10 protein-coding genes are annotated in these 12,952 nt (G+C 68.1%); 5 read left to right on the top strand and 5 right to left on the bottom strand.

Annotated features, from left to right (window positions below; translation table 11 throughout):
• Positions 1-4: 4 nt before the first annotated feature.
• From lnt to L1Z78_RS24520, 4 genes are all read right to left on the bottom strand, one after another.
• Positions 5-1,642, bottom strand: coding sequence for an apolipoprotein N-acyltransferase (gene lnt / locus L1Z78_RS24505; protein ID WP_234638935.1), 1,638 nt, complete (start codon positions 1,640-1,642; stop codon positions 5-7).
• A 43-nt stretch (positions 1,643-1,685) separates the two neighbouring features.
• The gene (locus L1Z78_RS24510; RefSeq protein WP_234638936.1) at positions 1,686-2,567 is read right to left on the bottom strand and encodes an HlyC/CorC family transporter; all 882 of its coding nucleotides are present in this window, start codon (positions 2,565-2,567) and stop codon (positions 1,686-1,688) included.
• Between the two features lie 107 nt (positions 2,568-2,674).
• Positions 2,675-3,400, bottom strand: a complete 726-nt coding sequence (locus tag L1Z78_RS24515; protein WP_234638937.1) for a GNAT family N-acetyltransferase — start codon at positions 3,398-3,400, stop codon at positions 2,675-2,677.
• A 125-nt stretch (positions 3,401-3,525) separates the two neighbouring features.
• Positions 3,526-4,008 carry an Lrp/AsnC family transcriptional regulator gene (locus tag L1Z78_RS24520; RefSeq protein ID WP_234642257.1) on the bottom strand — a complete coding sequence of 161 codons (483 nt, stop codon included), beginning with the start codon at positions 4,006-4,008 and terminating at the stop codon, positions 3,526-3,528.
• 376 nt (positions 4,009-4,384) lie between these two features.
• On the opposite strand from L1Z78_RS24520, the gene L1Z78_RS24525 reads away from it, so the two are divergent.
• Positions 4,385-5,461, top strand: coding sequence for a Bug family tripartite tricarboxylate transporter substrate binding protein (locus L1Z78_RS24525; RefSeq protein ID WP_234638938.1), 1,077 nt, complete (start codon positions 4,385-4,387; stop codon positions 5,459-5,461).
• 64 nt (positions 5,462-5,525) lie between these two features.
• Positions 5,526-6,416: a phenylalanine 4-monooxygenase gene (phhA, locus tag L1Z78_RS24530; protein WP_234638939.1), complete on the top strand. Its 891-nt coding sequence runs from the start codon at positions 5,526-5,528 to the stop codon at positions 6,414-6,416.
• On the opposite strand, the gene L1Z78_RS24535 is transcribed toward phhA, so the two are convergent.
• A complete protein-coding gene (locus L1Z78_RS24535) occupies positions 6,359-7,342 on the bottom strand; it encodes an esterase/lipase family protein (RefSeq protein WP_234638940.1) in 984 nt (327 codons plus the stop codon). The two genes, phhA and L1Z78_RS24535, sit on opposite strands and share 58 nt — an antisense overlap.
• A 174-nt stretch (positions 7,343-7,516) precedes the next feature.
• On the opposite strand from L1Z78_RS24535, the gene L1Z78_RS24540 reads away from it, so the two are divergent.
• From L1Z78_RS24540 to L1Z78_RS24550, 3 genes are all read left to right on the top strand, one after another.
• Entirely contained in the window at positions 7,517-9,217 is a 1,701-nt protein-coding gene (locus tag L1Z78_RS24540; protein ID WP_234638941.1) for an AMP-binding protein, read from the top strand.
• 148 nt (positions 9,218-9,365) lie between these two features.
• Positions 9,366-10,325, top strand: coding sequence for an MBL fold metallo-hydrolase (locus L1Z78_RS24545; protein WP_234638942.1), 960 nt, complete (start codon positions 9,366-9,368; stop codon positions 10,323-10,325).
• A gap of 234 nt (positions 10,326-10,559) precedes the next feature.
• Positions 10,560-12,878, top strand: a complete 2,319-nt coding sequence (locus L1Z78_RS24550; RefSeq protein WP_234638943.1) for a catecholate siderophore receptor Fiu — start codon at positions 10,560-10,562, stop codon at positions 12,876-12,878.
• The last annotated feature ends 74 nt before the right edge of the window (positions 12,879-12,952 follow it).

Consider the following 12,952-nt stretch of genomic DNA (forward strand, 5'->3'; position numbering starts at 1 on the left):
GCCCCTAGTCCGGCGCCCCGCGACGCCTGATCCACCCGAGCCCCACCACGGCGACGGCCAGCAGGCACAGCGGCACCAGTCCGGCGGCGTGCACCCAGCGGGCATAAGGTGTCAAGCCGTCGCGGCCCTGCACCGTGGCCTCCAGCACCGCGCGCTGATAGGGCGCCAGGGCGTGGGTGACGCGGCCCCGATGGTCTATGGCCACCGTGGCCCCTGTATTGGTGGCGCGCAGCATGGGCCGCTCGAACTCCAGGGCACGCATGCGGCTGATCGCCAGATGCTGGTCTATGGCTACGCTGTCGCCGAACCAGCCGATGTTGCTGAAGTTCACCAGCACCGTCGGCGCCGTGCCGGCATGGCCGAAATGCGCGCCCAGTTCCTCGCCGAACAGATCCTCGTAACAGATGTTGGGCGACAGCCGCTCACCCGCCCAGGCCATGGAAGGCTGGCCCAGCGCACCGCGGTTGAAGTCGCCCAGCGGTATGTTCATCATCTGCGTGAACCAGCGGAACATGGGCGGGATGAATTCCCCGAAAGGCACCAGATGGTGCTTGTCGTACTGGTAGTCCTGGGACTGGCCGGGCTGCCAGCCCACGACCGAGTTGGTGTAGCCGGCCTCCTCCGAGCCCAGCGGAATGCCGAGCAGCGCCGCCTGGCGCCCGCCGGGCTTCCGATAGGGTTCGCGCAACAGGTCCAGGTAGTCCTCGGGAAGCTGCTGGGGCAGCAGCGGCACCGCCGTCTCGGGCGCCACGACCAGTTGGGCGGTGGCCGCGCGCAGTTCGCGCCCGTACCAGCCCAGCGCCAGCGGAATGCCGCTGCCGGCCTCGAATTTCTCGTCCTGCGGGATGTTGCCCTGAAGCAAGGCCACGCTCAGCGCGGGCCGCTCGGCCGCAGGGTCGTTGACGGCGGCATCGCGCAGCCACCACAGACCGGCCCAGGCAACGGCCAGTGCTGCCACGGCCACTACCTGCCTGGACGTCTGCGGGCGCCCCTGCCTGGAGCTGCCCCAGCGTGCCAGCCAGAAGGCCAGCCAGGCCGCCACGGCGCCCGTGCCATAGACACCGATCCAGCGCGGCAGCACGGACAAAGGCCCCTCGACATGGGCATAGCCGCCCGCGCCCCAGGGAAAGCCGGTCCACAGCCAGCCGCGCGCCATCTCGGCCAACGTCCAGACGGCGGAGAACGCCAGGGCGGCGCCCGCCGCGCCAGCAGGGCGCAGCCGGTGCCAGCCCCAGGCGGCCACGGCGTAATAGCTGCCCAGGAAGGCGGCGAGCGCCAGCACGGCGGCCACCGCCAGCGGCGCGGGCAGGCCGCCATAGACATGCATGGAAATGAACAGCCACCAGAAGGTGGCCACCAGCCAGGCCGTGGCGAACGCCATGGCCCGCGCTGCCGCCTGGGCCGGGCGCTGCGATGTCTGCAACGCGCGCGCCAGCACGGCCAGCGAAAGGATTTGCAGCCACCACAGCGGACGGCCATAGCCGCCGACCAGACTCAGTGGCCCTTCGCCCAGGCCGCGCGCCCAGGGCCAGGCCAGGGACAGGGCCTGGGCCGCGCCCGCCAGCAGGAGCAGCATGCTCCCCACGGTGCGCCCCATGCGTTGACCATCTTGCGGGACGGCGAAAGAGCGGGACAGGGACATCGGCCGGAAAAAAGGATCAGGACAGGATCAGGGCAGACAGGCCTCAACTGCGCAGCAGGCTGTCGGCTGCCGGATCGCGCACCACCTTGAACCAGCGCACGGCACCGCCCTTGGTGTGCAGCACGGTGAACTCCAGGCCCGACAGATGGACCTGTTCGCCGCGCTTGGGCACATGGCCCATCTCGTGGGCGATCAGCCCGCCGATGGTGTCGAACTCGTCCTCGGGATCGCGCGCATGCAGCGCCACCTCGAACGCCTCGTTCACATGCTCGATGCTGGTGTCACCGGCCACGCGGTAGCTGTTGTCGGCCAGCGCGAAGATATCGCCCTCGTCCTCGGTGATGTCGAACTCGTCCTCGATCTCACCCACGATTTCCTCGAGCACATCCTCGATGGTCACCAGCCCCGCCACGCGGCCGAACTCGTCGATGACCACGGCCAGATGGTTGCGATTGCCCCGGAATTCGCGCAACAGGTCGTTCAGGCCCTTGCTTTCCGGCACGAAGGCTGCGGGGCGCAGCAGGGCGCGAATGTTCAGGCCCGGCGAACGCTGCAGCTTGAGCAGATCCTTGGCCAGCAGGATGCCGATGATGTTCTCGCGCTCGCCCTGGTAGACCGGGAAGCGCGAATGCGCGGTGGTGATCACCTGGTGCAGCAGCTCATCGAAGGGGGCATCGATGTTGACCAGATCCATGCGGGGAGCCGCGACCATGACGTCGCCCGCCGTCATGTCGGCCATGCGGATCACGCGTTCGAGCATGACGCGGGACTCGGGGCCGATGACTTGCTTGTCCTCGGCGTCGGCCAGGGTCTCGATCAGCTCGTCAGGGGATTCGGGAGCCGGGTGGATGAACTCGGCCACCTTTTGCAGGAAGCTTCGCTTGCCTTCCTTCTCGGAAGAGCGCGCAGGATGGGGGTCGGACACTGTCTTGGAGTGCAGGACGTGCGGTAGTGGGACAAGCCGCAAGGATAGCGGATTGCGCCGTCAGCCTCTCAGGCGCGGCGCCAATCCCCTTTGCGACGTTCTGCGGCTCACTCTCCAGCCTGGTGGCGCCCGTCCTGGACGCCTCGGCGGATCTCCTGCACATCGGCCAGGAAATCCCAGAACTGCTTGGCCTGCTTCTTGAGCTGGTAGTCCACCTCGCCGATGTGCTCGGTCATCAGCGACGCCATGTGCGTGTCGATGCCGGCCGGCGGCAACTGGAGATAGGCCTCCGACTCGGAGCCATCGCGCTTGATGGTGGCACCGGCCTTGCGTGCGATCTTCAGCATGGCCGTGTTCTCCGACAACGCATGGATGAACATCATGGACACGCCCTTGGTGCGCGCATGGATCACGGCCCGGTTGAACAGGCGCCCGCCATAGCCGCGGCCGCGCGCCTGCTTGAGCACGGAAACGCCGAACTCGGCGCAGCTCTTGTGCTCGGGATGCGGGGCAAAGGCAAGGTGCGCCATGGCGATCAGCTCGAGACGGCGGTTGTAGATGCCGAAGATGTCATCGCGCTCGAAATCGAGCTGCATGGCGTAGCGGCGCACCTGTTCGTCGCTGGCGGCATAGCCGAAGCGCAGGTAGCGGTCACCTTCGTCGAGCTTGAGCAAATGCGCCACCACACGCTCGCGGTGGGCGGGGCCCAGCGAACGGATGGGCACCATGGACGCGGAGCGACCATCGGGGCGGTGCGGCTGGCCTGCGCTCGCACGCAACATGTCCCGGCCAGCCTGCCAGGACGCCTTCAACCAGTCTTTGGATGCATTCATGGCTCAAATATAGGTAAAAACCCGAGGTCCGGCAATCGGGATATTGCAATGCAACAAAACCGTAAGGTCTTGGCATGCAAACCAGTTGCATGCCTCTCCTGCCAACCCCGTCCGAGCCGCGCGACCTACAGGGGGACGGCCGTGGTGACTTTCACACGGTCCATCACGAAGCTGGTCTTGCAGTCCTGCACGCTGGGGTGCTTGAGCAGGGTGTCCATGACGAAGCGCGTGTAGTGCTGCATGTCGGCCACGACCACGCGCAGCAGGTAGTCCATCTCGCCGGTGAGCGCAACGCACTCCACGACTTCGGGCCAAGTCTGCACGCTGGCGCGGAATACGTCCATGGGATTGCGCTTGCTGGTTTCTGCATACTTTTCCAGGCGCACATTGAGGTAGGCCGTCAGCCCCAGGCCCACGGTTTCGGGCTGGACCAGGGCCACGTAGCGATCGATCACGCCCCCGTCCTCCAGGCGCTTGACCCGGCGCAGCACGGCACTGGGAGACAGGCCGACCTGCTCCCCGATGACGTCATAGGTTTCGCGGCCGTTGGCCTGCAGGCGGCGCAAAATGGCCCTGTCCAGCTTGTCGATGGTGTGCGTGGCGCTCATGGCGATGGAGTCCGTATTCAAGTGCAAATTTTCTTCAGGGTTAACCCGAATTAACAAGATAAATTGCGACAAACAAGAGAATCTCGCAATTTTCATGCATTCTGCATTTTCCCATCACGGACAAACGGCAAAAAGCTGAAGCCCCTCCCGCCTACAGTGGCAGCACCGATCGCGAGGACGCCGGCACCGACCAGGGAGCCTGTCCGAGCGTCCTGCACCGAAATGGCCGGAGACCCCATGACTGCCCCGCTGAACCAGGCCGAAGCCCAAGCCGGCGCGCAAACCGCCGAGCGAGGACAGGCCGTGCGCCGGCAGCCCCTGTGTGCGGCCCCGCGCTGCCTATACTGCGGGGATCGCCTCCATTTCGCTTCACGCCATGACGCCCCGCCACGACGCCTACCGCGCCATGTCACGCCATGCCCGGGCTGCCAGCCCCAAGGGAGCCGGCCCGCAGCTGTCGGCCCGTCGCGCGCGGCGCAGCCTGCTCTCGGCTCTGGCCTTGCTGCCGTGGCTGCCCTCGGCAGCGCAGCCCCAGCCGCCGGCTCGCGACGCGAAGCCGGACGCCCTTACATTGATCGTGCCCTACGCAGCCGGAGGCCCGCTGGACCGCACGGCCAGGCCCCTGGTGGAGGCCAGCAGTCCCAGGCTGGGGCCCATCAGCATTCTCTACGTGCCCGGGGATGGGGGAGCCAAGGGATCGAACCTGGTCGCCCAGGCGACTGCCCAGGACCGCGTGCTGCTGATGGGTGCCGCCGCCACCCACGCCGTGCTGCCCTGGCTGCAGCCCCAGCTGGGCTACGACCCGTTGCGCGACTTCCAGCCGCTGTTGCTGGTGGCGCGCATGCCCAACGTGCTGGTGATGCGCAGCGACCTGGCGCGCCAGTGGCGCATCCGCACGCCGCTGGACCTGCAGCGCTATCTGGCGCGGCACCGGCAGCCGCTGCGCTACGCCTCGGGCGGTCCGGGCAGCAGCGGCCACCTGTCGGGCGAGATGTACCAGATGCTCACGCGACTGCCGTTGCTGCACCTGCCCTTCGGCGGCACGCAGCCGGCGCTCTCGGCCCTGCTCGACGGCTCGGCCGACCTGCTGTTCGACAGCCTGGCCTCGTCCCTGCCGCACATCCGCGCAGGCCGGCTGCAGGCCATCGCCGTGACCACGCTGGAGCGCGTGCCGCTGCTGCCCGAGGTTCCCAGCCTCAACGACACGGTGCCGGGCTTCAACCTGGCCAACTGGTTCGGACTGTTCGCACCCGCCGGCTGGCCCGCGGAGCTGGCGCAACGCCATGCCTCGGCGTTCTCGCAGGCCATGCGCAGCAGCCCCGTGCAGGACACCCTGGCCGCCATGGGCGTGCTGCAGGAAGACCTTCAGCTGCAGGAGTTCGCGCGTTTCGTGCGCTCCGAGCACAGCAAATACGGCCTGCTGGTGCAGGCCGCCCGTATCCGCCAGCTCTGAGCCGCGCAGGTGCATTGCCTGCCCCCGGCCCGGGGCGGCACCTGCCATCGCCAAGGAGAGCACCATGATGACCACCGCTGTCGCCGCCCCCACCTCGCACGCCGCAGGCGTGGCCCCCGTGGTCTACGGCCAGGCCGACCGTCCGCCGCGCGGCGACTACAGCCGCGCCAGCGAGGACTACACCTGCGCCCAGGATTACGCGGCCTACACCGAGGCCGACCACGACACCTACAGACGCCTGTACGAGCGCCAGTGCGCCCTGCTGCCGGGGCTGGCCAGCCGGCACTTCATCGACGCCCTGCCCTCGCTGGGCGCCAAGGACCGCATCCCGCGCTTCGAAGAGATCAACGAGCGCCTGCGCCGCGCCACGGGATGGGAGATCGTCGGCGTGCCCGGGCTGATCCCGGAAGTTCCGTTCTTCTCGCTGCTGGCCAACCGCAAGTTCCCCGTCACGGACTGGATCCGCAAGCCTGAGGAGTTCGAGTACATCGTCGAGCCCGATGTCTTCCACGACCTGTTCGGCCATGTGCCGCTGCTGTTCAACCCCGTCATCGCCGACTACATCCAGGCCTATGGCCAGGGCGGCCTCAAGGCGGCCGAACTGGGGGCCTGCGAGATGCTGTCGCGCCTGTACTGGTACACGATCGAGTTCGGCCTGATCCGCGAGGAAGGGGGCCTGCGCGCCTATGGCGCGGGCATCCTCAGCTCCAGCGGGGAACTCCAGCACTCGGTGCGCAGCCCCGACCCCCGGCGCCTGCCGCTGTCGCTGGAACGCGCCATGCGCACGCTCTACAAGATCGACACCTACCAGCACACCTACTTCGTGATCGACGAGCTGCAGCAGCTGTTCGACCTCACGGCCGCCGACTTCGAGCCGCTGTACCGCAAGCTGCGCCATCAGCCCACGATCGCCGCCGATGCGCTGGAGCCGGGCGAGGCGGCACTGCCGCTGTAGGCGCCAGCGTCCACGGCATCGGCCTGGAGCCGCTCGCGCAGTGCCAGGCAAAAGCGCCAGACTCGCTCGTCGAACACCAGCTGCACATGGGCCACGTCGTCCAGGCGGTGCGCATCCTGGCCGGGCAGCGTGGCCACAGGTGGCGGAAAGACGATGTTGTCACAGGCACTCCACCAGCAGCTGAAGGCCACCTCCGGCGGCGGTGGGCCCAGCCCGCGCAGCCAGGCGCTGGCCTGGCGCATCTCCAGCGCCGGCAGGCCATGGGCGAAGCGCGCCATCCAGGTGCCCTGGTGCGGCGTGGCCAGCGTCACCACATGGGCCGCCAGCTCGCGGCGTGCCGCAGGGGCCAGCTGGCGCAACCAGGCACGCACCACCAGTCCGCCCATGCTGTGCGCCACGATCAGCGGCGCCTGCCCCGTGGCCGCAACCATGCGGCGCACGCAGCCGTCGAGATCGGCCACCATGGCATCGATGCTGGCGCCGTGTGCGGGCTCCAGCGTCATGGCCGAGCAGGCGATGCCCCGGGCCTTGAGCCTTCGCAGCCAGGGAGCCCAGACGGCGCGGTTGCAGAAAAAGCCGTGGACCAGCACCATGCCGACCTGCCCGGCCGCGTTGTGCCCGGGCCTGCCGTCGACCTCGGCCCGGGCCCTGAACGGCAGACGCCAGCCGAACACCTGCACCGCCAGCCGCCACTCGGCCAGCCAGGCCCGCAGCACGGTAGACCAGGCCGGCACGGGTGCTCCGGCCCGGCGTATCACGCAGCGCATCAACACCATCTGCAAGGCCAGGTGCAGGCCCGGCCAGCACAGGCACAGCAATGCCCCCGCCAGCGCCAATCCGGGCGAGCGCGGCCACCACGCGGCCAGCCAGGCCCATGCACCCGTCAGCGTACCCAGCACCACCATCTGCAAAATGCGCGCGTTCACGTCGGCCCATCCTCCTCGGCAAGGCGGCCAACGTAGCACAAAGCCGCGTTCCTAGGACAACCCCGCGTAGACCGCAAAGCACCGGTCTGAACAGAATCAGCCGCAGCGGCGACCGGCCAGCCGGCGCCTGCTTCGTCGCCTCTCCGGCCCTATTCGCTACCCAAGGTACCCTGCATGGACGCTGCGCCCTGGCTCAAGAACTATCCCGCCGATGTGCCCTCCGAGGTGCATCCCGAGCAATACCGTTCGCTCACGCACCTGCTGGAGGAGGCATTCACCCGGCATGCGGACCAGCCCTTCTCGGTCTGCATGGACCGCTGGATGAGCTACCGCGAGCTGGACCAGCTGTCCACCCGCCTGGGCGCCTGGCTGCAGGGACTGGGGCTGGAGCCCGACGCGCGCGTGGCCATCATGCTGCCCAATGTGCCGCAGTTCGCCGTGAGCATGGCGGCCGTGCTGCGCGCGGGCTTCACCTGCGTCAACGTCAATCCCCTCTACACCCCGCGCGAGCTGGAGCACCAGCTCAGGGACTCCGGCGCCACGGCCATCATCATCCTGGAGAATTTCGCCCACACCCTGGCCGACGTGATCGGGCGCAGCGCCATACGCCATGTCTGCATCACCGCCATGGGTGACCTGCTGGGCGGCGCGTATGGGAAATGGATCACTTTCGCCGTGCGCCATCTGGCCAAGATGGTGCCGGCCTACAGCCTGCCGCTGGAAGGCGCGGGCGGGGCCGTGCGCGAGGTCACCACCTTTCCCCAGGCCCTGGCACACGGCAGCCGGTTGCAGTTGCGGCCCAGCCAGGCAGGGCTCGACGCCGTGGCCTTCCTACAGTACACGGGAGGCACCACGGGACTGTCCAAGGGCGCCGTGCTAACACACCGCTGCATCGTGGCCGCCACCTTGCAGGCCCACGCCTGGTTCACGCCCGCCCTGCACGGCCGCGTCAACGCCCAGGACACGCACATCATCGCGGCGCTGCCGCTGTACCACATCTTCGCGCTCACCGTGAGCCTGTTCGCCATGCGCATGGGCGCGAGCCTGAGCCTGATTCCCAACCCGCGCGACATCCCCAAGTTCGTCAAGGTGCTGCAAAAGCGGCCCTTCCACATCCTGCCGGCGGTCAACACGCTGTTCAACGCCCTGCTCAACAACCCGCAGTTCCGCGCGCTGGACTTCTCGCAGCTGCGCGTCTCCCAGGCCGGCGGCATGGCCGCCAGCGAAGGCACGGCGCGCCAGTGGCAGCAGGTCACGGGCAGCGTGATGATCGAGGGCTGGGGCATGAGCGAGACCTGTGCCATCGGCACCAACAACCCCGTCACCGCCACGGCCTTCAGCGGCACCATCGGCCTGCCGCTGCCGGGCATCTCCATCGCCATCAAGGACGATGAGGGCCGCGACCTGCCCCAGGGTGAACCGGGCGAGCTGTGCATCAAGGGCCCCAATGTCATGCGCGGCTACTACAACCAGCCCGAGGAAACGGCCAAGGCCTTCACGGCGGACGGCTACATGCGCACGGGCGACATTGGCGTGATGGACGCCGAGGGCTTCACGCGCATCATCGACCGCAAGAAGGACATGATGGTGGTCAGCGGCTTCAACGTCTATCCGAACGAGCTGGAGAACGTGATCTCCCTGTGCCCCGGCGTGCTCGAATGCGCCGCCGTGGGTGTGGCCGACGAGCGCCAGGGCGAGGCCATCAAGGTCTATGTGGTGCGCAGCGACCCCGCGCTGACCGAGGACCAGGTGATGCGCTACTGCCATGACCAGCTCACGGGCTACAAGCGCCCGCGCCAGATAGAGTTCCGCGACGAGTTGCCCAAGACCAACGTGGGCAAGATCCTCAGGCGCGCCCTGCGCGACCCGGCTTGACGCTCCCCTGAGTCGCTTCGCGTCGCCCCCTGAGAGGGACGTCAGCCTCCCGGCGATGCGATGCATTGCGGCCGGCACAGGCCGGCTGTAGCCCGGGCGTCAGCCCTGACCGGCCTTCGTTGCTACGCTGGCCCGAGGATCTACATCGATGAACGACCTTCCCGCTTGCACCGCCCCCGCTGCGCTGCCCCTCGGCATGACCGTGCTGGAGCGTGGCTGGCTGTCGGCCAACAACATCGTCTTCGCAGCCGCGCCCGACGACCCGCACGACGCCGGCGCGGCCGTGGTCGACACCGGCTACGTCAGCCATGCGCAGCAGACCGTGCTGCTGATCGAGCAGACGCTGGCGGGTCAGCCGCTGGCGCGCATCCTCAACACCCACCTGCACAGCGACCACTGCGGCGGCAATGCGGCATTGCAGGCGCGCTGGCCCCGGGCCGCCACCTATACCGCTCCGGGCCAGGCCGCCTTCGTGCGGGACTGGAACCCGGATGCCCTGAGCTACACGCCCACGGGCCAGGAATGCCCGCGCTTCACGCTGACCGGCGTGCTCCGGCCCGGCAGCAGCCTGCGGCTGTCGGGGCGCGACTGGCAGATCCATGCCGCGCCCGGGCACGATCCGCACTCCATCATCCTGTTCGAGCCCGCCAGCGGCACGCTGATCTCGGCCGACGCGCTCTGGGAGAACGGCTTCGGCGTGGTGTTCCCCGAGATCGAGGGCCTGGGCGCCTTCGACGAGGTGGCGGCCACGCTGGACGTGATCGAGGGCCTGACGCCACGCATCGTCGTGCCGGGCCACGGCGGCGTGTTCACGGACGTCGCCACGGCACTGGACACGGCGCGCCGGCGCCTGGACGGCTTCGTGCGCGCACCCGAGCGCCATGCACTCTATGCGGCCAAGGTGCTGCTCAAGTACCGGCTGCTGGACTGGCAGCGCGTGCGCGAGGCCGAGCTGCGCAGCTGGCTGGCCGCCACGCCCTATTTCGGCATGCTGCATGCGGGCTACTTCCACCAGGAGCCCATCCAGGACTGGGTAGGCACGCTGCTGGAGGCGCTCGTGCAATCTGGAGCCGCACGGCGCGATGGTGGCTGGGTCCTCAATGCCTGAAGCAAGCAGGCCATCGATAGAAGAAAAAGAAATTAAGACGATTCCTGGATAGTTTTTGTCAATCGGAATGATTAGCATTCGCAGGTATGGCACAGGCCTTCTTGCGTCGACGCTCCCGTTGGCGGCCAAGGCATGCGCCTGACCGGAGCGAGCCCCAGGCCTGCCACATGACGCCCAGCGTCCAGCCGCCCCCCGCCAGCCAGCATCCATCCATGCACAGCGAGGGAGGCGGGCATGACCCAGCACGACACCATCCACCACACACCCCACCACATCACCGGCCGCAAGCACGGCACGATCGCCACGCGGCCCCATGCCGCGGGCATCGCGGCCGCGCTGATGGCCCTGGGCCTGCCCGCGCCGGCCCAGGCGCAGGCCAGCACAGCGGCGGCGCAGGAAACCGCCCTCAAGGAAGTCCAGGTACGTGCCCGGCGTGAGGGCGGCTACAAGGCGGAGAAGGCGTCCTCCGCCAAATTCACGCGCCCGCTGCTGGACACGCCCCAGACCTTGTCCGTCATCCGCCGCGAAGTGCTGGAAGAGCAGGAGGCCACCACCTTGCAGGAAGCCTTGCGCAACACGCCGGGCGTGACCCTGCTGCTGGGGGAGGGAGGCAACTCCAACGGCAAGGACAACGTGTTCATGCGCGGCTTCGACACCACGGGCAACATCTTCATCGATGGCGTGCGCAACCTGGGCAGCTCGGTGCGCGACACCTTCAACATCGAGCAGATCGAGATCGTCAAGGGCGCATCAGGCTCCGAGTACGGACGCGCCGCCCCCTCGGGCAGCATCAACATGAGCACCAAGCTGCCCTTTGCCGGCGATCTGTCCCAGGCCCGCCTGTCCACGGGCACGGCCGACGACAACCGCGCCACCGTGGACATGAACCGCCAGCTGGACGCCACCACGGCACTGCGCCTCAACGCCATGGCACAGAACCGCGGCGTGGCGGGGCGCGACTATGTCCGCAACAAGGGGGTGGGCATCGCGCCGTCCATCGCCTTCGGCCTGGGCACATCCACGCGGGTACTGGCCGACATGCAGGTGCTGCGCTACGACAACCGCCCCGACGGCGGCGTGCCCACCATCGGGCTGCCGGGCTACTACAGCGCGCTGCTCGCCGCGGCCGGCATCACCCGCTTCCCGGCCGTGGATTCCTCCAATTTCTACGGCAGCCTGGGTGACTTCAGCAAAACCGATCTCGACCAGGCCACCCTGCGCCTGGAACACGACCTGTCGCCAGGCACCACGGTACGCCACATCACGCGTGCGGGCCGCAGCAGCATCGACCAGTTGCTCACCGGCACAGGGGCCATCGTTGGCGACGGCAGCGGAGCCAATGCCGTGGCGCGGCCCGACCTCTGGACCTGGACCGCATCGCGCTCGCGCCAGCTGCGCTGGCAGGACAACCGGTTGCTGACCCACCAGACCAGCGTGACGACCGCGTTCGACACCGGAGCCCTGCGCCACGCCCTGAACGCGGGCGTGGAGCTCATCCACGAAAAGCAGACCACCAAGGGCCGCACGGGTGCCGGCACCGTGCCGCCGGCCGACCTCTACGCGCCCGACGTCAACGATCCGGTCACCGGCCAGGCCATCCGCTACACGGGCCAGCTCAACAAAGGCACTACCCGAACGCTGGCGATCTATGCCTTTGACAGCATCGATCTCAACCCGCAGTGGCAATTGACCGGCGGCCTGCGGCTGGACCGCTACCGCAGCGCCAATGACAACACCTCGGCGCCTGCTGCGGCCACCGGCCTGCAAACCCTCACCTCGCTGCGCAGCAGCGGCACTTTGCTGAGCACCAAGCTCGGGTTCAACTTCAAGCCGCTGGAGCACGGCAGCCTCTATGCCGGCGTATCGACCTCGCAGCAGCCGCCGGGTGGCAGCAATTTCGCGCTCAGCGCCACCGAGGGCAACATCAACAACTCCAGCATGGACCCCTCCAAGGCCACCAACCTCGAAGTGGGCACCAAGTGGGACATCCTGGACCGCCGCCTGCTGCTGACAGGCGCCCTGTTCCAGACCACCGTGCGCAACGACCTGGGCACCATCGACCCCGTCACCGGCGTCGTCACCCAGTACGGCAGGAAGCAGGTCAAGGGCGTGGAGCTGGGTGCCGTCGGCCAGATCACACCGGCCTGGGCGATCAGCGCCGGCCTGGCGCACATGAGCACCAAGGTGCAACAGGGCACCGCCACCCAGACCGGGGCCCGCCTGAACTGGTCGCCCCGGCTCAGCTTCACGAGCTGGACCACCTACCGCTTCCGCAACGGCCTGACCGTGGGCGGCGGAGCCCGCTACATGGACCGGCTGGCACGCCAGGTCAGCAACGCCACCGTGCCGGCCATCACCAACATGCCCGAAGCCCAGGCCTACTGGGTCTACGACGGCTTCATGGCCTATGACGTCAACAGCCAACTGCGCCTGCAGCTGAACATCTACAACCTGGCCGACAGGAAGTACGTCGCCAGCCTCAACAGCAATGGCGGGCGCTACATACCAGGGGCCGCGCGCTCGGCCCGGCTGATCGCCACGTTGAAGTTCTGACGCCGGGTTGTTGCCGGGCGGCAACGGACAAGCCATCGCATATCCGATCATTCTTATATTTTTATTAAGAATCA

Source organism: Delftia tsuruhatensis, assembly GCF_903815225.1.
GTDB lineage: Bacteria > Pseudomonadota > Gammaproteobacteria > Burkholderiales > Burkholderiaceae_C > Comamonas > Comamonas tsuruhatensis_A.

Bases quoted from the DNA above. Each gene is read 5' to 3' on its own strand.
- lnt (WP_234638935.1), bottom strand. From the start codon at position 1,642: ATGTCCCTGTCCCGCTCTTTCGCCGTCCCGCAAGATGGTCAACGCATG.
- L1Z78_RS24515 (WP_234638937.1), bottom strand. From the start codon at position 3,400: ATGAATGCATCCAAAGACTGGTTGAAGGCGTCCTGGCAGGCTGGCCGG.
- L1Z78_RS24520 (WP_234642257.1), bottom strand. From the start codon at position 4,008: ATGAGCGCCACGCACACCATCGACAAGCTGGACAGGGCCATTTTGCGC.
- L1Z78_RS24525 (WP_234638938.1), top strand. From the start codon at position 4,385: ATGACGCCCCGCCACGACGCCTACCGCGCCATGTCACGCCATGCCCGG.
- phhA (WP_234638939.1), top strand. From the start codon at position 5,526: ATGATGACCACCGCTGTCGCCGCCCCCACCTCGCACGCCGCAGGCGTG.
- L1Z78_RS24540 (WP_234638941.1), top strand. From the start codon at position 7,517: ATGGACGCTGCGCCCTGGCTCAAGAACTATCCCGCCGATGTGCCCTCC.
- L1Z78_RS24545 (WP_234638942.1), top strand. From the start codon at position 9,366: ATGAACGACCTTCCCGCTTGCACCGCCCCCGCTGCGCTGCCCCTCGGC.
- L1Z78_RS24550 (WP_234638943.1), top strand. From the start codon at position 10,560: ATGACCCAGCACGACACCATCCACCACACACCCCACCACATCACCGGC.